At 67.4% G+C, this 19,407-nt stretch carries 19 protein-coding genes; 6 read left to right on the top strand and 13 right to left on the bottom strand.

Annotated elements, in window-relative coordinates; translation table 11 throughout:
* Positions 1–204: 204 nt before the first annotated feature.
* Both CAL15_RS09155 and CAL15_RS09150 read left to right on the top strand, forming a co-directional pair.
* Positions 205–1,674 (top strand): M20 family metallopeptidase, encoded by a 1,470-nt coding sequence (locus CAL15_RS09155; RefSeq protein ID WP_086078306.1) that lies wholly within the window; start codon positions 205–207, stop codon positions 1,672–1,674.
* Positions 1,675–1,700: 26 nt separating this feature from the next.
* The gene (locus CAL15_RS09150) at positions 1,701–2,282 is read left to right on the top strand and encodes a DUF1415 domain-containing protein (protein ID WP_086078305.1); all 582 of its coding nucleotides are present in this window, start codon (positions 1,701–1,703) and stop codon (positions 2,280–2,282) included.
* A 121-nt stretch (positions 2,283–2,403) separates the two neighbouring features.
* Here CAL15_RS09150 and CAL15_RS09145 read toward each other — a convergent pair whose 3' ends face one another.
* The 9 genes from CAL15_RS09145 to CAL15_RS09105 all read right to left on the bottom strand — a co-directional run bounded on the left by CAL15_RS09145 (position 2,404) and on the right by CAL15_RS09105 (position 11,003).
* Positions 2,404–3,342 (bottom strand): 2-hydroxyacid dehydrogenase, encoded by a 939-nt coding sequence (locus tag CAL15_RS09145; protein ID WP_086078304.1) that lies wholly within the window; start codon positions 3,340–3,342, stop codon positions 2,404–2,406.
* 2 nt (positions 3,343–3,344) lie between these two features.
* Positions 3,345–4,115 (bottom strand): SDR family NAD(P)-dependent oxidoreductase, encoded by a 771-nt coding sequence (locus CAL15_RS09140; RefSeq protein WP_086078303.1) that lies wholly within the window; start codon positions 4,113–4,115, stop codon positions 3,345–3,347.
* A gap of 129 nt (positions 4,116–4,244) precedes the next feature.
* Entirely contained in the window at positions 4,245–5,309 is a 1,065-nt protein-coding gene (locus tag CAL15_RS09135; protein ID WP_086078302.1) for an ABC transporter substrate-binding protein, read from the bottom strand.
* A 2-nt stretch (positions 5,310–5,311) separates the two neighbouring features.
* Entirely contained in the window at positions 5,312–6,478 is a 1,167-nt protein-coding gene (locus CAL15_RS09130; protein WP_420042554.1) for an NAD(P)/FAD-dependent oxidoreductase, read from the bottom strand.
* 98 nt (positions 6,479–6,576) lie between these two features.
* Positions 6,577–7,947, bottom strand: a complete 1,371-nt coding sequence (locus tag CAL15_RS09125) for an FAD/NAD(P)-dependent oxidoreductase (protein ID WP_086078300.1) — start codon at positions 7,945–7,947, stop codon at positions 6,577–6,579.
* The gene (locus tag CAL15_RS09120) at positions 7,944–8,255 is read right to left on the bottom strand and encodes a (2Fe-2S)-binding protein (protein ID WP_086078299.1); all 312 of its coding nucleotides are present in this window, start codon (positions 8,253–8,255) and stop codon (positions 7,944–7,946) included. Before CAL15_RS09120 ends, CAL15_RS09125 begins: the two co-directional genes overlap by 4 nt.
* A 16-nt stretch (positions 8,256–8,271) precedes the next feature.
* Positions 8,272–9,066: an ABC transporter permease gene (locus CAL15_RS09115; RefSeq protein WP_086078298.1), complete on the bottom strand. Its 795-nt coding sequence runs from the start codon at positions 9,064–9,066 to the stop codon at positions 8,272–8,274.
* Positions 9,067–9,072: 6 nt separating this feature from the next.
* Positions 9,073–9,951 carry an ABC transporter permease gene (locus tag CAL15_RS09110; RefSeq protein ID WP_198299188.1) on the bottom strand — a complete coding sequence of 293 codons (879 nt, stop codon included), beginning with the start codon at positions 9,949–9,951 and terminating at the stop codon, positions 9,073–9,075.
* Positions 9,948–11,003: an ABC transporter ATP-binding protein gene (locus CAL15_RS09105; RefSeq protein ID WP_086078296.1), complete on the bottom strand. Its 1,056-nt coding sequence runs from the start codon at positions 11,001–11,003 to the stop codon at positions 9,948–9,950. The genes CAL15_RS09110 and CAL15_RS09105 overlap by 4 nt, the downstream gene beginning before the upstream one ends.
* A 204-nt stretch (positions 11,004–11,207) precedes the next feature.
* Here CAL15_RS09105 and CAL15_RS09100 point away from each other — a divergent pair, with 204 nt between their 5' ends.
* Positions 11,208–12,074 (top strand): IclR family transcriptional regulator, encoded by an 867-nt coding sequence (locus CAL15_RS09100; protein WP_086078295.1) that lies wholly within the window; start codon positions 11,208–11,210, stop codon positions 12,072–12,074.
* Between the two features lie 7 nt (positions 12,075–12,081).
* On the opposite strand, the gene CAL15_RS09095 is transcribed toward CAL15_RS09100, so the two are convergent.
* Together CAL15_RS09095 and CAL15_RS09090 are read right to left on the bottom strand one after the other, a co-directional pair.
* A complete protein-coding gene (locus CAL15_RS09095) occupies positions 12,082–12,915 on the bottom strand; it encodes a class I SAM-dependent methyltransferase (protein ID WP_086078294.1) in 834 nt (277 codons plus the stop codon).
* Positions 12,916–13,016: 101 nt separating this feature from the next.
* Positions 13,017–13,646 carry a DUF2239 family protein gene (locus tag CAL15_RS09090; protein WP_086078293.1) on the bottom strand — a complete coding sequence of 210 codons (630 nt, stop codon included), beginning with the start codon at positions 13,644–13,646 and terminating at the stop codon, positions 13,017–13,019.
* Positions 13,647–13,873: 227 nt separating this feature from the next.
* Between CAL15_RS09090 and guaB the strand changes: the two genes are divergently transcribed.
* The 3 genes from guaB (at position 13,874) to CAL15_RS09075 (ending at position 18,104) form a co-directional block, all read left to right on the top strand.
* On the top strand, positions 13,874–15,334 hold the full coding sequence (gene guaB / locus CAL15_RS09085; RefSeq protein WP_086078292.1) for an IMP dehydrogenase: 1,461 nt from the start codon (positions 13,874–13,876) through the stop codon (positions 15,332–15,334).
* Positions 15,335–15,422: 88 nt separating this feature from the next.
* Positions 15,423–17,015, top strand: a complete 1,593-nt coding sequence (gene guaA, locus CAL15_RS09080; protein ID WP_086078291.1) for a glutamine-hydrolyzing GMP synthase — start codon at positions 15,423–15,425, stop codon at positions 17,013–17,015.
* Positions 17,016–17,180: 165 nt separating this feature from the next.
* The gene (locus tag CAL15_RS09075) at positions 17,181–18,104 is read left to right on the top strand and encodes a LysR family transcriptional regulator (protein ID WP_086078290.1); all 924 of its coding nucleotides are present in this window, start codon (positions 17,181–17,183) and stop codon (positions 18,102–18,104) included.
* Between the two features lie 42 nt (positions 18,105–18,146).
* Here CAL15_RS09075 and CAL15_RS09070 read toward each other — a convergent pair whose 3' ends face one another.
* Positions 18,147–18,560 (bottom strand): nuclear transport factor 2 family protein, encoded by a 414-nt coding sequence (locus tag CAL15_RS09070; RefSeq protein WP_086078289.1) that lies wholly within the window; start codon positions 18,558–18,560, stop codon positions 18,147–18,149.
* A gap of 42 nt (positions 18,561–18,602) precedes the next feature.
* On the bottom strand, positions 18,603–19,355 hold the full coding sequence (locus CAL15_RS09065; RefSeq protein WP_086078288.1) for an SDR family NAD(P)-dependent oxidoreductase: 753 nt from the start codon (positions 19,353–19,355) through the stop codon (positions 18,603–18,605).
* Positions 19,356–19,407: the final 52 nt, after the last annotated feature.

Below are 19,407 nucleotides of genomic sequence, written 5' to 3'. Positions count from 1 at the left end.
GGTCGACGACTAGGACTCGGCCGACTCGCTGCATGCCATGGCGCGGCCGCTGGCGCGCGAACCGTGGACCCGTGTGTAAGCCTATGCCGGATAGGGGTCGTCCGCGGAATACCCGGCCGGGGCGCCTGCTCCACCGTCTGTACCGCCCCGGACTTCGCACGCGTAGTAATAAAATTGCCTTTTGCCCGCCCTCCGGAGCCTCCCATGAACGCCCGCATCCCCGACGACGCCTTGCCGCTGCCTCTGGATCCGCAGTCCCTGCAGACCTTCGTGGACGAGATGTGGGACAGCCAGATCATCCCGGCGCTGACCGACTACATCGCCATCCCCGCCAAGAGCCCGGCCTTCGACGCCGACTGGGAAAAGAACGCCTACATCGAGCGCGTGGTGCGCGATGCGGCGCAATGGATCGAGGCCCAGAAGGTGCATGGCCTGAAGCTGGAGGTCGTGCGCCTGCCGGGCCGCACGCCCGTCATCTTCTTCGACGCGCCGGCCACACGCGCCGACAACGGCGACACCATCCTGCTGTACGGCCACCTGGACAAGCAGCCCGAGTTCTCGGGCTGGCGCCACGACCTGGGCCCGTGGACGCCCAAGTACGAGAACGGCAAGCTGTACGGCCGCGGCGGGGCGGACGACGGCTACGCGGTGTATGCCTCGCTTACCGCCATCATGGCGCTGGACAGGCAGAAAGTGCCGCGCCCGCGCTGCGTGGGCATCATCGAGACCTGTGAGGAATCGGGCAGCTACGACCTGCTTCCTTATATCGACGCGCTGCGCGACCGCCTGGGCAACGTCGCCCTGGTGGTGTGCCTGGACTCCGGCGCGGGCAACTACGACCAGCTGTGGATGACGACCTCGCTGCGCGGCATGGTGTCGGGCACGCTGGAGGTGCAGGTGCTGGACGAGGGCGTGCATTCCGGCGATTCCAGCGGCGTGGTGCCGTCGTCGTTCCGCATCCTGCGGCACCTGCTGGACCGCCTGGAAGACAGCGGCACCGGCCGCCTGTTGCCGCAAAGCCTGCACTGCGAGATTCCCACCGACCGCATCGAGCAGGTGCGCGCCACGGCGCAGATCCTGGGCGACGAAGTGTGGCGCCGCTTTCCCTGGAGCTGCGGCGCCGAGGGCGGCTTCGTGCTGCCCATGACCACCGAACCCGAAGAGGCGCTGCTGAACCGCACCTGGCGGCCCACGCTGTCCGTCACGGGCGCCGAGGGCCTGCCGCCGCTGTCCTCCGCGGGCAACGTGCTGCGGCCGCGCACCGCCTTCAAGCTGTCGCTGCGCCTGCCGCCGCTGATCGACGCCGTGGCGGCCGCTCAGGAAATCAAATCGCTGCTCGAAGACGACGCGCCGTACAACGCCAAGGTCATCTTCCATGCCAACGAGGGCGCCGCCACCGGCTGGAACGCGCCCACGTCCGCGCCGTGGCTGTCGGCCGCGCTGGACCGTGCCTCGCAGCAATACTACGGCGCGCCGTGCGGCTACATCGGGCAGGGCGGCACCATTCCGCTGATGAGCATGCTGCAGAAGGGTTTTCCGAAGGCGCAGTTCATGGTCTGCGGCGTGCTGGGTCCGCGCTCGAACGCGCACGGCCCCAACGAGTTCCTGCACGTGCCCTATGGCAAGAAGCTGACCGCGGCCGTGGCGCAGACCATGGCTGCCATGCCGGCCTGAACGCCGTGCGAGCAAGGTATCGATAAATGATTCTGCCCCCCGACGACGCCACCGCCATTGATGTGACCGAGGCCACGCGGCATTGGCTGGAACAGGCCGTCATCGGCCTGAACCTCTGTCCGTTCGCCAAGGCCGTGTACGTGAAAGACCAGGTGCGCTATGCGGTCAGCGACGCCATCGACGCCGAAGGCGTGCTGACCGACCTGGAAGACGAGCTGTTGCGCCTGCACGAAACCGATCCCGAACAGGTCGACACCACGCTGCTGATCCTGCCCGATGCGCTGGACGACTTCTACGAGTTCAACGACTTCGAAGACCTGTCGGATCGCCTGCTCAAGCGCATGCGCCTGGTAGGCACGCTGCAGGTGGCCACGTTCCATCCCAAGTTCCAGTTCGCCGAAACGGACGTGGACGATATCGAGAACTACACCAACCGGTCGCCGCATCCCATCCTGCACCTGCTGCGCGAAGACAGTGTCGAGCGCGCGGTCGAGGCCTTTCCCGAGGCCGAAGCGATCTACGAGAAGAACATCGAAACCATGCAGCAGCTCGGCCTGGAAGGCTGGCGGCGGCTGATGGCGCGGCCCTCGGGCACGACGGACGCATGAAGCCGCAGGCGGCGCTGCAGCGCGCAGCTCGCCGCGCAGATGGTCGACCACGCGCGCGTCCAGCGCCGCGAGCGCGTGCTACCCCGGGCTCGCTGCGCGACCCGTCGATGCGCCACGCCCTTCAATATCCTCGCTGACAATCGTAGATCAGCTCCAGCGTTTCCCCGCGCTCCCAGCGCTCGATGATGTCCACCGCCTTGCGGGCGCGCTCGCGCCGGTCGGGCGTGGCGCCACAATGCGGGGTGATGACGATGCCCGGATGCGACCACAGCGGCGACTCGACCGGCAGCGGTTCCGTGTCGAACACGTCGAGCACCGCGCCCTTCAGCTGGCCGGCATCCAGTGCCTGCAACAGGTCTGCCTGCACAAGGTGGCTGCCGCGTCCCACGTTGATGATGCCGGCGCCGCGCGGCAGCTGCGCGAACGTGCGGGCGCCCAGGATGCCGCGCGTGGCGTCGGTGCCCGGCAGCAGGCAGACCAGGATGTCGGTACGCGCCAGGAACGGCGCGAACTCTTCCTGCCCGGCAAAGCATGCCACGCCGGGTAGTGCGGCGCGCGAGCGAGACCACCCCGCCACGTCGAAGCCCACGTGGGCAAGGCGTTGCGCCGTATGCGCGCCCAATTGACCCAGGCCCATCACACCCACGCGCACCTGCGCCAACGCCGGCGGATTGTCGCGCGTGCGCCAGCGGCGTTCGGCCTGGTCCAGCGCCATCGCGCGCACGTCGCGCATCAGCATCAGCGCGGCCGTCAGCACATAGTCGCCCATCACCGTGGCGGTGCTGTCGGTGATCATGCGCGCGATGGGCAGCGTGGGCGGCAGCAGGGGATCGGCGAGGATGCCGTCCACGCCCGCGCCGGCGCTGATCACCAGCTTCAGGTCGGGCAGGGCGGCCAGCCGGCCGGCTTCGGGCGCCCATACCAGGGCATATCCGATGCCGGCGGGATGGGCCCGTGCCGCATCCCAGCCCACCACCTCGATGGCGGGATTGAAGTCGCGGAAATGGCCGCGCCACTCGTCCAGCGCCTGCGGTCCGCCCGAGTTGATGGTGATGCGCATGTTCAGACCGTGTAGTTCAGGGCCAGCCGGCCGCCGTCCACGAACAGGGTCTCGCCGGTGATGTAGCTCGACGCGTCGCTGAGCAGATACGCCACCGCGTCGGCCACTTCCGACGGTTCGCCCAGGCGCCGCATGGGGGTGCGGCTCATCAGGCGGGCGCGGGCGGCCTCGTCGGCCATGACGGCCTTCTGGGCCAGCTCGGTGGCGATGGTGCCCGGCGCCACCGCGTTCACGCGCACGCGCTGGTCGATCAAGGCCAGCGACATGACGCGCGTCAGCTGCGCGATGCCGCCCTTGCTGACGTTGTAGGTGGCGATGGAGGGTATGGCCATCACGGCGTTCACCGAACTCATGTGCACGATGGCGCCGCCGCCCTGGGCGACCATGGCGCGCGCCACGGCCTGGCCAACCAGGAACGCGCCCTTGAGGTTGATGCCGATCACCTCGTCCCATTCGGCCTCGGTGATGTCCAGGAAGTTGTTGGGGCGCACGATGCCGGCGTTGTTCACCAGCTGGTCCACCCGCCCGAAGCGCGCCAGCGTGTCGGCCAGAGCCGCGTCCACCGAGGCCTTGCTGCTGACGTCGCAGCGAACGAACTGGGCGCGTTCGCCCAGTTCGGCGGCCAGAGCCTGGCCGCGTGCGGCGTCGACGTCCCAGATGGACACCGAGGCGCCGTCCTGCGCCAGGCGCCGAACGCAGGCCGCGCCGATGCCTTGCGCGCCACCGGTGACGACGGCCACCTTGTCCTGGAAATCGAATCTGGCGGTGCTCATGTGGATCTCCTCATATCGTTGAAGCATGCGGCGTCATGCGGGCACCGGCCTGCGCGGCGCAGGCCCGCCTTGCAAGACCCGGGGCCATGACCCGCAGCAGTCCATGGCCGTGCGATGGTGCACGCTCGATCAACGTTCCACCGTGCGGTTCCAGCGCGCGTTGAACGCGGGGCGAGTGGCGTTGACGACGTCCCAGTCCAGTATCTTGGCATTGTCCATGTAGCCCTGGAATTGCTTCAGCACGGCCTCGTTCTGCGCCGTGGCCTGCACCTTGCGGTTGGACGGGAAGTGGCCGCCGTATTCCAGCGCCGCGGCCTGCGCCTCGGGCGACAGCAGGTAATGCGCCAGCTTCTGCGACAGCTCGGGTTCGGTGTTCCTGGCGATCACGCATTCGCCCACCATCAGGATCACCGAGCCCTCCTTGGGCTGGGCATATTCCACGGGAATGTCGCGCTTCTTCAGGCGCGCGATGGCGGTGGGCGTCAGCGGGAAGATGGCCGCCTCGCCGCTCTGGATCATCTCGGCCAGCTTGGCCGAGTTGGGAATGTACTCGAGCACGTTGGGGCCGATGGACGTGGGCCACTTCTTGAAGCCGGGCTCGGTGTTCTTGTCGTCGCCGCCCTCGATGCGGTTGAACATCAGGAAGGCATGCAGGCCGAAGGTGCTGCCGGCGGCGGACTGGAACACCACCTTGCCTTTGTACTTGGGGTCGGCCAGATCGGTCCAGGACGTCGGCGGCGCCCAGCCTTTCTCCTTGAAGATGCGCGTGTTGTAGCCCAGGCCCGTCATGCCGATGTCGATGCCGGCGGCCATGCGATCCTTCATCACGGCCGAGGGATACAGGTCTTTCAGGCCCGGGTCGTCGGTCAGCTGCTGGCACAGTCCCATGGAAATGGCGCGCGCCATCACCCCGTCGTCCAGGAACATCACGTGCATCTGCGGGTTGTCTTTATACGCCTGCGCCTTGGCCAGGATGTCGGTGGAGGTGCCGGGCACCACCACGATCTTGACGTTGTTGGCTTTTTCGAACGCGGGGAACACGTGCTGCGTGAAGGCGCGTTCCATGTCTCCGCCGTTCATGCCGACATACAGCGTCTTCTGGGCGTGCGCGCCCGTGGCCGATGCCGCCAGCACCAGCGCGCCGGCGACCCATTTCCCCAGTGTGGCGCGAGCGCCGTGTTTCTGTTTATGCATGTTCACTCCGACGTATGCTCACGTGAAGACCAGGCACGAGGCGCGGCGCCATGAGCGGATGCCGCGTATCGCTCGATGCGGAATGCATCGATGGGCACGGACGTCTTGCCGTCCGCCACCAATTGGGACAGGACCTCGCCGATGGCGGGCCCGATCTGGAATCCGGCGCCCGACAGGCCGAACGCATGGAACAGGCCGGGCGTGGTGCTGCTGGCGCCCAGCACGGGATTGTGGTCGGGCATGCTGCCCTCCACGCCGGTCCAGAAGCGGATCACCTGCGCGCCGCGCAGCGGGGGCAGCAGGGCGGCCGCCTTGGCCAGCAGCGTGGGAAGCTCCTGGCGCGAGGGGCGCGCATAGCCATCGGACTGCAGGGCACCGCGTCCGCCGCCGATCACGCAGTTGCCGCGCGCCACCTGGCGCGCATATATGCCGCCTCCCTGCATGCCCAGGCTCACGTCCATGAACGGCGGCAGCGGCTCGGTCACCATCATCAGCGGATGGATGGACGTCTCGGGCACGGGCTCGTCGAAGCCGGCGGCAATCTCGCCGGCCCAGGCCCCCGCGCAATTGATCAGGAAGTGCGCGCGGATCTCGGCTCCCGATTGGGTACACACCACGAAGCCCCGGCCGTCGTGATGGGCCGACACCACGCGCTGCTGCTCGCGCACGTCGGCGCCCGCGTCCGCGGCGGCGCGCGCAAAGGCTGGCGACACCAGGCGCGGGTTGGCATGGCCGTCTTCCGGGCACAGCGAGCCGCCGGCCAGTTGCGGATCCAGCCAGGCGTAACGACGGCGCAGCTCGGCGCCGTCCAGTATCCGCAGGTCCATGTCCCAGCCCTCGGTGCGCGCGCGGTAGTCTTCCAGCGCCTGCAGATCCTCGGGCGTGCGCGCCAGCTTCAGATGGCCGCTGCGCACGTATTCGCCATCGATGCCGATCAGGTCGGGCAGCTGCGCCCATAGTTCATGAGCGCGCGCCGACAAGGGCAGTTGCTCGGGCGCGCGGCCTTGGCGCCGCACGCCGCCATAATTCACGCCGCTGGCGCAGGCGCCGCAGGCGCCCTTGTCCAGCACGATGACCGACAGGCCGCGTCGGCGCAGGAACAGGGCGGCGCTGGCGCCGACGATGCCGCCGCCGACGATGGCGACGTCGGCCTCGGCGTTCACGCGCAGGCCTTGACGGCGCCTGCCGGGGCCGGGCTCGTCGCGGCTCGACGGTTCCGTCGACACGCCAAACGGCTGCGCGCTTCCGTAGTCGCCGCTAGCCGGGCTCATCGCCGCGCCTCCTTGGCCAGCGCCAGCTGGATCGGGATGGGCTTGACCGGAGGCTGGCTGCGCAGGCGCCCGACGGCCTGCGGCGCCACGCCCAGGGCCTGCGACATCACCTCGGCGGCCGCCGCGCCGCACACGCGGCCCTGGCAGCGGCCCATGCCCACGCGGGTCAGCGCCTTGGCGCGATTCAATTCGGTGGCCGCGCCAGAGCGCGCCACCTCGCGCAGCGCGCCCGCGGTGATCTCTTCGCAGCGGCACAGCATCGTGTCGTCGGCAATGCTCCAGTCGGCGGGGAAGGGAAAGGCGCGCTCCAGCGCGTCGCGCACGCGGTCGATGCGTATCATGCGGTCCTCCAGCCGCTGGGCGCGGGCCTGGTCGGACGGCAGGCGCGCATCCTGCAGCAGCGCCAGGGCCGCGCGCTCGCCGGCCAGCTCCGCCGCGTCCGCGCCGGCGATGCCGGCGCCGTCGCCGGCCAGGTAGACGCCAGGCACCGAACTGCGCCCGGCCGCGTCGCGCCGCGGCAGCCAATTGCGGTCGCGCGCGTCGAAGGCGAACTCGCAGCCGGCCAGGCTGGCCAACTGAGTCTCGGAGCGCAGCGCCAGCCCGTAGCCCACCGCATCGCAGTCCAACTGCTTCTCGCGGCCCGCGCCGTTGCGATAGCGCAGGCCGGTGACGCGCTCAGTACCCTGCACCTCGAGCGGCCGCACGCCGGTCTCGATGGGTACGCCGCGCGCGCGCAGCCACGCCATGTAGTACACGCCGCGCGCCAGCAGCGCCGGCGCGGTCAGCATGCCGGGCAGGGCGGCCAACTGGTCGGCGAAGCGCGAGGTGTCCAGCACGGCCGCCACGCGCGCGCCGGCGCGCGCATACTGGTATGCCACCAGGTACAGCAGCGGCCCAGTGCCTAGAAATACGGTGTGGGCGCCGATGACGCAGCCCTGGTACTTCAGCGCCACCTGCGCGCCGCCCAGCGTGTACACGCCCGGCGTCAGCCAGCCCGGAAAAGGCAGCACGCGGTCCGCCGCGCCGGTCGCCAGTATCAGGTGGCTGAACGGCACGCTGTCGGCCACGCCGTCGCGCACGACGTCCAGCACGCCGCCCTCGCAGTTCCACACCAGGGATCCCGGCCGGTAGTCGACCTTGTCGGCCAGCAGGTCCATGGCGCGGTGGATGGCGTCGGCCTTGCGATGCTCCGACCCGTACAGCTTGGCCTTGCCGCGCGTGAAGCCGGCGGGCGGCTGCCGATAGATCTGTCCGCCGGCGCGCGGCGCCTCGTCCAGCACGACGGGCCGCACGCCCGCGGCGGCCAGCGCCTGGGCGGCTCGCACGCCGGCGGGGCCCGCGCCCACGATCACGGGTTGCAGCGTCATGCCGAACCCTCCGGCGCGATCGGAAGCCTGGCCGGCAATGTGCGCACCTTCATGCCCGCTTCCACGAACGTGCCGCACGCGCGTACGCGGCGGCCGTCCTCCAACTGCACCCAGCAGTCCTGGCACGCGCCCATCATGCAGAAGCCGGCGCGCGGCGCACCGCTGAATTCCGAGACGCGCAGTCGTTCCGCCTGTGTCAGCACGGCGGTCAGCAGCGTGTCGCCGGCCAGCGCGGTCGCCACGCGGCCATCCAGGGTGAAAGTCAGCGTGGGCCGGTCCGTCTCGGCCACGCGGTTGAGCAAAGGCACGATGTTCTCCGCCTGGTTACTTCTGGCCCACCAGCACGCGGTCCAGCCCATAGACGCGATCCAGCAGCAGCATGGTCACCCCCGTCAACGCGATCACCAGGGCCGACACCGCGGCCATCATGGGATCGATGGATTCGGTGGCGTACATGTACATGCGCACGGGCAGCGTCACCGTGCTGGGCGCGGTGATGAAGACCGACATGGTCAGTTCGTCGAAGCTGTTGATGAAGGCCAGCAGCCAGCCGCCGGACACGCCCGGCAGGATCATGGGCAGCGTCACCTTGCAGAACACCGTGGCGCGGCTCGCGCCCAGCGACTGCGCGGCATGCTCCACCGACAGGTCGAATCCCACCAGCGCGCCGATGACCAGTCGCATCACGTACGGGGTGATCACCACCACGTGCGCCAGCACCAGCCAGGTGAAGCTGCCGGTGGTGTTCATCATCGCGAAGAAGCGCAGCAGCGCCACGCCCAGCACCAGGTGCGGAATCATCAGCGGCGACAGGAACAGCCCGTTCAGCGCGTCGCGGCCCGGAAAGCGGTAGCGCGTGATGGCGATGGCGGCGGGCACGGCCAGCAGCGACGCGATGGTGGCCGAGCAGAAGGCCAGCCACAGGCTGTTGCGAAAGGCCTGCATGAAGTCGGCGTGTGCGAACACGGCCTTGAACCAGCGCAGCGAGAAGTCGGTGGTCGGAATGCTGAGCGTCGACCCGGGCGTGAAGGCCACCAGGCACACGATGACCAGCGGCGCCAGCACGAACGCGACCACCAGCAGGTTGAAGGCGAGCGCGAGAAATCCGTTTTTCTGCATGGCCGTTCAACCCAGGCTGCGGCGGTAGGAGCGCTCTACCACACGGTTGTAGCTCAGCATGATGGCCAGGTTGGCCACCAGCAGCAGCACGGCGATGGCCGCGCCGAGCGGCCAGTTCAGTTCGGTCAGGAATTCGTCGTACACAATGGTGGCCACCATCTTCAGCCGGCGTCCGCCCAGCAGGGCCGGAATGGCGAACGAGCTGGCCGACAGGCCGAACACGATCAGGCTGCCCGACAGAATGCCCGGCATCGTCTGCGGCAGGATCACGCGCCACAGCGTCTGCGCGCGCGAGGCGCTCAGCGAATACGACGCCTGCTCCACCGCGGGGTCCAGCTTCTGCAGCGAGGTCCACACCGGAATCACCATGAAGGGCAGCATCACATGGACCAGGCCGATGATGGTGGCCGTGGGGGTGTACAGCAGCGATCCCAGGCCCAGCGCTTGCGCCGCGCCGCCCACCGGACCATTCGGCCCCAGCAGCAGGCTCCAGCCGAAGGCGCGCACCACCAGCGAGATCAGCAGGGGCGACAGCACCACCAGCAGGAACAGCGTACGCCAGGGCTTGCGCATGCGCGACAGCACATAGGCCTCGGGCGCGCCGATCAGCACGCAGATCAGCGTGGTGAGGCCCGCGATCCAGAAGGTGCGCCAGAAGATCTCGAGGAAATACGAGTCGGTCAGCACCAGCAGATAGTGCTCGAGCGTGTAGCCGGGCTGGATGCCGGTGTTGTAGTCGAACTGGGCGAAGGACAGCAGCAGCGTCAGCGCCAGCGGCGTCAGCACCAATGTGAGGAACAGCAGGGTAAGCGGCAGCGAGCCGAGTATGGCCGGCAGGCCCTCGGTGCGCGGCTTGGCTGTGGCGGCGACGGCGGTGCTCATCATGCCTCCGCGCGCAGTACGCGCAGCGTGTCGCCGGACCAGTCCAGTCCCACGACCTGGCCGTCGGCCAGCGGCGCGCGGCCATCGTTGGGCGAGACCATGGTCAACTGGCCCAGCGCGGTGTCCAGCTCGTACTGCCACTGGCTGCCCAGGAAGTAGCGAGTGGCCACGCGGCCGTCCAGCTTGCCCTGGCCCTCGGCCACCGGCAGCAGTTTCTCGGGGCGCAGCGACAGGTGCACCGTATCGCCGGCGCGCAGGCCATCCGCGTCGACCTGCACCGCAAGACTGCCGCTGCTGACTTCGGCGCGCGGACCCGCGCGCGTGACCGTGCCGGGCAGCATGTTGGTCTTGCCCACGAAGCGCGAGATGAACTGCGTCTGCGGATGCTCGTACATGCGATAGGGCGCGTCCACCTGCGTGGCGCGGCCGTCCTGCATGACGACCACGCGGTCGCTGATGGACAGCGCCTCGGCCTGGTCGTGCGTGACCATGATGGTGGTGGTGCCGGTCTGGCGCTGGATGGCGCGCAGCTCGAACTGCATTTCCTCGCGCAGCTGCGCGTCCAGGTTCGAAAGCGGTTCGTCCAGCAGCAGCACGGGCGGGCGGATCACCAGCGCGCGCGCCAGGGCCACGCGCTGGCGCTGGCCGCCCGACAGCTCGCGCGGATAGCGGTCGGCGTACTTGTCCAGCTTCACCAGCGCCAGCGCCTCGCGCGTGCGGCGCTCGCGTTCGCCGCGCTCGACCTTGCGCATCGCCAGCCCGAACGCCACGTTGTCGCGCACGGTCATGTGCGGGAAGAGCGCATAGCTCTGGAACACGATGCCCAGCCCGCGCGTGTTCGGCTTGGTATGGGTGATGTCGCGGCCGTCCAGCGTGATGCGCCCGCGCGTCACGTCCGCGAAGCCGGCGATCATCTGCAGGGTGGTGGTCTTGCCGCAGCCGGAGGGACCGAGCAGCGAGATGAATTCGCCTTGTTCCACGGACAGGTCCATGTTGGACACCACGCACAGGTCGCCGTAGTACTTGGAGACTTGCTCCAGCCGCAGGAACGCCATTTTTCCGCCTTGTGTGGCCGCCATGTCGCGGCATCGTGTGGCGTCAGCAGCCCCGCTTCGGACTCGTGACGCCAGGTTTGGATGGAAGCCAGTCTAGGAAGCCGCCATGGGGCGAGCCATTAGTGTTTTTCCGTAGAAAGCAAAATTTCTTCGAAAAATTCCGGTGGATGAAATTAGAATTTCGGCAAAGACGGAGAAATTCCAATGAAAGGGAAGTTGGGTAAAGAAGCCGAGAAAGAAACCGCCGAGTCCGGCAGTCAGGGTGTGCTGCAGCGCGCCTTCGCGGTGCTGCGCGTGCTGGCCGAGGCCCAGGGCGAGCGCCTGCGGCTGACCGACATCGCGGCGCGTACCGGCCAGGCGCCCGCCACAGCGCACCGGGTGCTGCAATCCCTCATCCAGGAAAACGTGGTCGAACAGCCGCCCAACAGCAAGACCTACCAGCTCAGCGTGGCCTTCTTCGCCATGGCGGCGAGCGCGGGCAATCGGCATTCCACGCTGCGCGACATCTGTCGGCCAGCGTTGCTGCGACTGAGCGGCATGTTGAACGACACGGTCTTCCTGCTGGTGCGCCATGGCTTCGACGCCGTGTGCCTGGACCGCATCGACGGGCCGTTTCCCGTGCGCTCGCATACGGGCGACATCGGCGGCAAGGTGCCGCTGGGCCTGGGCCAGGCAGGGCTGATTCTGCTGGCGCGCCTGCCCGAGGCCGAGCGCGAAGAGATCATCCGCTTCAACATTCCGCGCCTGCGCCACCTGGGCTTCATGGACGAGATCTCGATGCGCGTGCGCCTGAAAGAATGCCAGGAACTGGACTACGCGCTGTCATCCGGCCCGGCGCTGTATCCGGGCACCATGGGCCTGGCCGTGCCCATCGCGGACCGCAACGGCACGGTGGTGGCCGCGCTCAGCATGGCCGCGCCGTCCGAGCGCATCAACGCCGAGCGCCTGCCCATGCTGGTGGAAATGCTGCGCAGGGAAGCCTCGCAGATCGGCGCGCAGATCAATCCGTTCGATCCCTCGCTGCGCCGTCCCAATCAGTTCCTGGGGCAGGGCGGCAGCGTGGAGAGTTGAGCGCGGGCTAGGCAGGTTCCGGTACGAAGAACCGGTCCCGCAATTCCTGCAACCCGATGCGATCCAGGATTTCGTTCAGCCGCTCGGCAGGCTTGCGGCGCGGACGGTCCTTGTACTGGGCCACGATCAGCTCGTTCTTCATCGAGTGCTCCCAGCCCACCAGCTCGGTCACCGTGACCTGGTAGCCATGCGCTTCCAGTTGCAGGCAGCGCAGCACGTTGGTGATCTGGCTGCCGAACTCGCGCGTGTGCAGCGGATGGCGCCAGATCTCGGCCAGCGGATCGGCCAGGGCTTGCTGCTTGTGCCGGCGCAGCACGCCCGCCACTTCGGCCTGGCAGCAGGGCACCACGACGATGTGCCGCGCGCGCTTCTGCAGCGCGAAGCGCAGGGCGTCGTCCGTGGCCGTGTCGCACGCGTGCAGCGCGGTCACCACGTCCACGGTCGGTGGCAACGCATCCGATTCGATGGACTCGGCCACCGACAAATTCAGGAACGACATCCCCGTGAACCCCAGCCGCGTAGCCAGTTCGCGCGAGCGCTGCACCAGTTCGTCGCGCGTCTCGATGCCGTAGATGTGCGAATCGTCGTGCAGATCCTTGAAGAACAGGTCGTACAGGATGAAGCCCAGGTACGACTTGCCGGCGCCGTGATCGACCAGCGTGACGCGGCCACGCGAGTCCTTTACGTCTTTCAACAGCGGTTCGATGAACTGGAACAGGTGATACACCTGCTTGAGCTTGCGGCGGCTGTCCTGGTTCATCTTGCCGTCGCGCGTCAGGATGTGCAGCGCCTTCAGCAGTTCGACGGACTGGCCGGGGCGAATTTCGTGGGTGTCGGACATCGGAGCAAACGCGTGCGCCGAGAAGAGGCGCGTGGTCTTTCATTATGCCGCAGACGTAGGGCGGTCGTTTTGCCAGGCCCCGGCGTGGTCCGCCAGCTTCTTCAAGCCTCGAACGCGAGCCGCGCCGCATAGTCGCGCACGTCTTGCGGCCACGACGCCGTGTGCTCGCCGAAGCGCCGCGCATCCTGGGCGAACAACGCGCGTGTCGCTTCCTCGAACCCCGGCAGATCGCCCGCTTGCGAAGACATGTAGCGGTACGCCGCTTCTTGCCGTTGCCGCAGATCGTCCTTCGTGGCATGGGCGCGGCGCGCCTCTTCCACCAACTTGCGCAACGCCACCGAAGCGCCGCCGGGTTGCGCCGACAGCCATTCCCAATGGCGCGGCAACAGGGTGACCTCGCGCGCGACCACGCCCAGACGCGGCCGGCCGCGACCGCGCACGGCATCGCCTGCGGGCTTGTCGCCGACCTTGTCGGCGGCGGCCTCCGCACCTGACGCGATGTCCGGCGGCAGACTGGCGGCCAGCCGCGCCAGGATTTCGGCGTCACTGCCGCGCAGATCCAGGTCGACGATGCGGCCCGTGGCATCGTCATAGACCAGCACGCCGGAATGGGGATCGTCAGCCAGCGCGGCACGGACCCGCAGCGCCACGTCGGGCAACGGACCCGCGGCCAGGCGGCGATGGCCTGCGAACGCGGTGCAGGAAGGGTAGGGGGATGAGGTGGACGTCATGCCGTGCTCCATCGGATTGGACGACTCGGGACAGTCAAATTAGACCCGGGTATAAATCAGTGGACGAATATTGCCCGGATTTAAATCGCTCGTCAATATGCCCGGGTAAAAATATTTCGCAGGTCCGCGCACGTGCAACCTTGCCCAATCCAAGGCCGGCCCTAGGGACAACACCTAGGAAAATCACTGTAGCGGCGTATAATCCTGCTTTGCGCCCGGAGTTCCCAATGCGTCTCGTCCAACAAGCGCTCACCTTCGACGATGTGTTGCTGGTGCCTGCGTACTCCGAGGTGTTGCCGCGCGACACCTCGCTTGCCACCCGCCTCACCCGCAACATCACCCTCAATATTCCGCTCGTGTCCGCCGCCATGGACACCGTCACCGAGTCGCGCCTGGCCATCGCCATGGCGCAAGAGGGCGGCATCGGGATCATCCACAAGAACCTGTCGGCCGACGCCCAGGCCAAGGAAGTCTCCCGCGTCAAGCGCCACGAGTTCGGCATCGTCATCGATCCGGTCACCGTGTCGCCCGACATGAAGGTGCGCGACGCCATCGCGCTGCAGCGCCAGCACGGTTTCTCGGGCCTGCCGGTGGTCGAGGGCAAGAAGCTGGTCGGCATCGTCACCAACCGCGACCTGCGCTTCGAAGACCGCCTCGACCAGCCGCTGCGCAACATCATGACGCCGCAAGACCGTCTGGTCACCATGAAGGAAGGCGCCACGCTGACCGAAGCCCAGGCCCTGATGCACAAGCACCGCCTCGAGCGGGTGCTCATCGTCAACGACGCCTTCGAGCTGCGCGGCCTGGCCACCGTCAAGGACATCGTCAAGAACACCGAACATCCCATCGCCAACAAGGATGCGCTGGGCCAGCTGCGCGTCGGCGCCGCGGTCGGCGTGGGCGAGGGCACCGAAGAACGCGTGGAGAAGCTGGTCGCCGCGGGCGTGGACGTCATCGTGGTCGACACCGCGCACGGCCACTCCAAGGGCGTGCTCGACCGCGTGCGCTGGGTCAAGAAGAACTTCCCCAACGTTGAAGTCATCGGCGGCAACATCGCCACGGCCGAGGCCGCGCGCGCCCTGGTCGAGCACGGCGCCGACGGCGTCAAGGTCGGCATCGGCCCCGGCTCCATCTGCACCACCCGCGTCGTCGCCGGCGTGGGCGTGCCGCAGATCACCGCCATCTCCGACGTGGCCGCCGCCCTCGAAGGCACGGGCGTGCCCCTCATCGCCGACGGCGGCATCCGCTACTCGGGCGACATCGCCAAGGCCCTGTCGGCCGGCGCCTTCAGCTGCATGATGGGCGGCATGTTCGCCGGCACCGAAGAGGCGCCGGGCGAAGTCGTGCTGTACCAGGGCCGCTCGTACAAGTCGTACCGCGGCATGGGCAGCCTGGGCGCCATGACCGAAGGCTCGGCCGACCGCTACTTCCAGGACCCGGCCAACAACGCCGACAAGCTGGTCCCCGAAGGTATCGAAGGCCGCGTCCCCTACAAGGGCAGCGTGCTGGCCATCATCTTCCAGCTGGTCGGCGGCATCCGCGCCTCCATGGGCTACTGCGGCTGCGCCAGCATCGACGAGATGCGCACCCAGACGCAGTTCGTGCAGATCACCTCGGCGGGCTTCCGCGAGTCCCACGTCCACGACGTGCAGATCACCAAGGAAGCGCCCAACTACCGCGCCGACTGATCCCGCAGTCGATCCTCATGCAATACCCACGCACCGGCAGAACCTCCGTTCTGGCCGGTGCGCTTCATTTACAACCGGCAGAGTCACCATGCACCAGCGCATCCTCATCCTGGACTACGGTTCGCAAGTCACCCAGCTGATCGCCCGTCGCGTACGCGAGGCCGGCGTCTATTCCGAGATCCATCCCGGCGACGTGGATGACGACTTCGTCCGCGCCCAGAAAGCCGCCGGCGTGCGCGGCGTGATCCTGTCGGGCAGCCACGCCTCGGCCTATGCCGAAGGCTCGCTGCGGGTACCCGCAGCCGTGTTCGAACTGGGCGTGCCGGTGCTGGGCATCTGCTATGGCATGCAGTCCATGGCGCACCAGCTGGGCGGCGTGGTCAGCTATTCCGACCACCGCGAATTCGGCTACGCCGAAGTCCGCGCCCACGGCCACACCAAGCTGCTGAACGGCCTGGCCGACTTCACCACGCCCGAAGGCCACGGCATGCTGAAGGTCTGGATGAGCCACGGCGACAAGGTCACCGAATTGCCGCCTGGCTTCAAGCTGATGGCCTCCACGCCCTCGTGTCCCATCGCCGGCATGGCCGACGAAGAGCGCGGCTTCTACGCCGTGCAGTTCCACCCCGAAGTCACCCACACCGTGCAGGGCAAGGCCATGCTGGGCCGCTTCGTGCACGAGATCTGCGGCTGCACCGGCGACTGGAACATGCCCGACTACGTGGAAGAGGCCGTGGCCCGCATCCGCGAACAGGTCGGCAACGACGAAGTCATCCTGGGCCTGTCGGGCGGCGTGGATTCGTCCGTGGCCGCCGCGCTGATCCACAAGGCCATCGGCGACCAGCTGACCTGCGTGTTCGTCGACCACGGCCTGCTGCGCCTGGACGAGGGCAAGCAGGTCATGCAGACCTTCGCCGAGAACATGGGCGTGAAGATCATCCACGTCGACGCCACCGAGCAGTTCATGGGCAAGCTGGCGGGGCAGGCGGATCCCGAAGCCAAGCGCAAGATCATCGGGCGCGAGTTCGTCGAAGTGTTCCAGGCCGAAGCCGGCAAGCTGAAGAGCGCCAAGTGGCTGGCCCAGGGCACCATCTATCCGGACGTGATCGAATCGGCCGGCGCCAAGACCGGCAAGGCCACTTCGATCAAGTCGCACCACAACGTGGGCGGCCTGCCGGATACGCTGAACCTGAAGCTGCTAGAGCCGCTGCGCGAACTGTTCAAGGACGAGGTTCGCGAGCTGGGCGTGGCGCTGGGCCTGCCGCCGGCGATGGTGTATCGGCATCCATTCCCTGGGCCGGGGTTGGGGGTGCGGATTCTGGGCGAGGTGAAGAAGGAGTTTGCGGATCTGCTGCGTCGGGCCGATGCGATCTTCATCGAAGAGCTGCGCAGCACCATCGACGAGGTCAGCGGCAAGAGCTGGTACGAGATGACGTCGCAGGCCTTCGCCGTGTTCCTGCCGGTGAAGTCGGTGGGGGTGATGGGGGATGGGCGGACTTATGAGTACGTGGTTGCGCTGCGTGCCGTGCAGACGTTCGATTTCATGACGGCCGATTGGGCGCCGTTGCCGCATGCGCTGCTGGCGCGGGTTTCTTCGCGGATTATCAATGAGGTGCGGGGGATCAATCGGGTGGTTTATGACGTGAGTAGCAAGCCGCCGGCGACGATTGAGTGGGAGTAATCGAATAGCAAGGGCGCCTGATGGCGCCCTTGTCAGTTGCGTGCGGCTGTCCAAGTTGAAATGCGCGCCAAAACAGGCACCATACGCGCTGCGGCAGCAACTGATCCGACGGTGCAGTCTTGATTCCGACGCGAGGCACTCCTCCCCCTGTACAAGCAAAGTCATATGGACTGGAACGATCTAAGGTACTTCCTGTGCGTGGCGCGCACCGGCAGCCTGACGCAGGCCGCCGGCGATCTGAACGTAAGCCAGTCCACGGTCAGCCGCCGCATCGGAGAGCTCGAGGCGAGCCTGGGCATGAGCCTCTTCGCAAGAAGCCAGACAGGCTATTTCCTGACGGACGAAGGCCGCGAGGTGCTGCGACATGCCGAACGTGTCGAAGACAGCGTCATGGCCCTGGAACGCGGTGCGGCGGGCATCGATGACAGCCCTGTGGGAACGGTCAGGCTGGCGACATCGGAGAACCTTGCGACGGACTTGGTCGTCCCGGCCATGCCCGCGTTCCGGGCCCGATACCCGGGCATCTGCGTCGAGATCATCACCAGCACGGCCACAGCCGAACTCGGCCGCCGGGAGGCCGACATCGCGCTGCGCGTGGTCCGGCCCACGCGAGGAAACCTGACGGTCAGGCGCATTGGCCATATGACTTATTCGGTGTACGGCAGCCGCCAGTACCTCGAGGAAAATCCCGCCTTGCCGGGAAAGCCCTTCGAGGGCCGCCACGTCATCACCTGGGACGACAGCCATGCGCACCTGCCTGCCGCGACATGGCTGGCTCGCCAGCATCTGGATTGTTCCATCGCGCTGGTGGCAAGCAGCCTGCCTGTACAGATCGCCGCGGTGCGTGCGGGCTTGGGGCTGGCGGTCATTCCGGATTTTCTCGCTGTCGGCGATGACTTCGTTCGCGTCGTTCCTTCGGACCAGGTGTTCAGCAACGAGCTTTGGCTGGTGACGCACGCCGACCTCGTTGCGTCGGCGAGGATCCGCGCGCTCAGCGACTTTCTGGCGGAACACGTCGTGGCGGCGAACCCGGTGTTGTCGGGTTTGCCGCCGCGGCCGCAGCGGACCACAAAGGTCCGCGAAAGATGATGGGGCGCGGCGAGGTTTCGCATCCCGGACGTTGCACAGGCGTCACTGCGGCTGGAAGGACCGCCAGAGCGCGTAAGAGTCTTCGAGGAAGTTGTACGCGCTGACCTTGCCATCCCTCACCGAGCAGATCGCCGCGAAGTCGCTTTCGAACACGCGCCCCGTGTCCACGATGCGGTGTTTGAAGTGTCCGGTCATCACCACCTGGTCGCCGTTCTCGAAGGTGCGGGCTATGTGGAATTCGAGCGGCTCGAAATGGGCGGGAAACAGCGCCATCCACGCGCGGACCTCTTCCTTGCCATGCCGTACGCCGACGGTCGGCACGTCGGCGGCGCCCTGGACCTTCCATATGACGTCGTCGGTGAGGCATTCGAGCGTCTTGTCGACGTCCTTGCTGAAGAAGGTGTCGAGGTAATGCCGGACGACCTCTCCGGCGTTCATGTCGGTTGTCGTTGCCATGTCGATGCTCCTTGCCGCCCGATGGCGGCATGCGTAAGGGGATCAGCGGTGTCCGCCCGAAAGAACGATGAATTCGCCGGTGCTCCAGCTGGACTCGTCCGACGCCAGATAGACGACGGCGGGTGCGATGTCGTCGACCTCCCCAAGGCGCCGCAGCGGCGTCCTGGCCGTGGTGGTGTGCCCGAATTCCGATGCCAGGAACCCGCCGGCATGGACGCCCTCGGTGGCGACCACGCCGGGTTTGACCGCGTTGACGCGTATCCTGCGCGGCGCCAGCTCGTTCGACAGCGCACGGGTCAGGCCGTCGATGGCACCTTTGGTGGCGGTATAGACCGAGGCGTTCTCGGGACCGAATAGGGTCACGGTGGAACTCATGTTGACGATGCTGCCGCCGCCTTCAGGCATGTACTTGACGGCCTCCTTGATGGCGAGCAGGTAGCCGAAGACGTTCAGCTCGAAGTGCTGGCGGAACAGATCGTACGTAAGGTTCTCCAGCGGTTGAAAGTCATAGACTCCGGCATTGTTCACGAGCACGTCCACCCGGCCGTACGTCCGGTTGGCTTGCGCGAAGAGCTGCGCCACCTGCGCCGGGTCTCTCATGTCGGCCTGGACGGCGATGGCCGTGCCGCCGGCCTGGACGATATCGCTCACGACGCCGTCGGCAGCGCTTTTGCTGCTGGCATAGTTCACCACCACGGACGCGCCTTCGATGCCGAAGCGTCGCGCGATCGCGGCGCCCAGCCCCTTCGATGCGCCGGTGATGACGGCGACCTTTCCCTGCAATCGTTGACTCATGATCGTTGTCCTGTCTGTTGCGCCGTGGGCGCTGGCCCACGGGCGTCAAGGG

Origin of the sequence: Bordetella genomosp. 13, assembly GCF_002119665.1 — a bacterium.
Classification (GTDB): Bacteria; Pseudomonadota; Gammaproteobacteria; order Burkholderiales; family Burkholderiaceae_B; genus Bordetella.
This window is presented reverse-complemented; position numbering and strand designations above follow the sequence as displayed.

Excerpts from the sequence above, each read along its gene's own strand:
- CAL15_RS09155 (WP_086078306.1), top strand. The coding sequence starts at position 205 with ATGAACGCCCGCATCCCCGACGACGCCTTGCCGCTGCCTCTGGATCCG.
- CAL15_RS09150 (WP_086078305.1), top strand. The coding sequence starts at position 1,701 with ATGATTCTGCCCCCCGACGACGCCACCGCCATTGATGTGACCGAGGCC.
- CAL15_RS09145 (WP_086078304.1), bottom strand. The coding sequence starts at position 3,342 with ATGCGCATCACCATCAACTCGGGCGGACCGCAGGCGCTGGACGAGTGG.
- CAL15_RS09140 (WP_086078303.1), bottom strand. The coding sequence starts at position 4,115 with ATGAGCACCGCCAGATTCGATTTCCAGGACAAGGTGGCCGTCGTCACC.
- CAL15_RS09135 (WP_086078302.1), bottom strand. The coding sequence starts at position 5,309 with ATGCATAAACAGAAACACGGCGCTCGCGCCACACTGGGGAAATGGGTC.
- CAL15_RS09125 (WP_086078300.1), bottom strand. The coding sequence starts at position 7,947 with ATGACGCTGCAACCCGTGATCGTGGGCGCGGGCCCCGCCGGCGTGCGA.
- CAL15_RS09115 (WP_086078298.1), bottom strand. The coding sequence starts at position 9,066 with ATGCAGAAAAACGGATTTCTCGCGCTCGCCTTCAACCTGCTGGTGGTC.
- CAL15_RS09110 (WP_198299188.1), bottom strand. The coding sequence starts at position 9,951 with ATGATGAGCACCGCCGTCGCCGCCACAGCCAAGCCGCGCACCGAGGGC.
- CAL15_RS09105 (WP_086078296.1), bottom strand. The coding sequence starts at position 11,003 with ATGGCGTTCCTGCGGCTGGAGCAAGTCTCCAAGTACTACGGCGACCTG.
- CAL15_RS09100 (WP_086078295.1), top strand. The coding sequence starts at position 11,208 with ATGAAAGGGAAGTTGGGTAAAGAAGCCGAGAAAGAAACCGCCGAGTCC.
- CAL15_RS09095 (WP_086078294.1), bottom strand. The coding sequence starts at position 12,915 with ATGTCCGACACCCACGAAATTCGCCCCGGCCAGTCCGTCGAACTGCTG.
- CAL15_RS09090 (WP_086078293.1), bottom strand. The coding sequence starts at position 13,646 with ATGACGTCCACCTCATCCCCCTACCCTTCCTGCACCGCGTTCGCAGGC.
- guaB (WP_086078292.1), top strand. The coding sequence starts at position 13,874 with ATGCGTCTCGTCCAACAAGCGCTCACCTTCGACGATGTGTTGCTGGTG.
- guaA (WP_086078291.1), top strand. The coding sequence starts at position 15,423 with ATGCACCAGCGCATCCTCATCCTGGACTACGGTTCGCAAGTCACCCAG.
- CAL15_RS09075 (WP_086078290.1), top strand. The coding sequence starts at position 17,181 with ATGGACTGGAACGATCTAAGGTACTTCCTGTGCGTGGCGCGCACCGGC.
- CAL15_RS09070 (WP_086078289.1), bottom strand. The coding sequence starts at position 18,560 with ATGGCAACGACAACCGACATGAACGCCGGAGAGGTCGTCCGGCATTAC.
- CAL15_RS09065 (WP_086078288.1), bottom strand. The coding sequence starts at position 19,355 with ATGAGTCAACGATTGCAGGGAAAGGTCGCCGTCATCACCGGCGCATCG.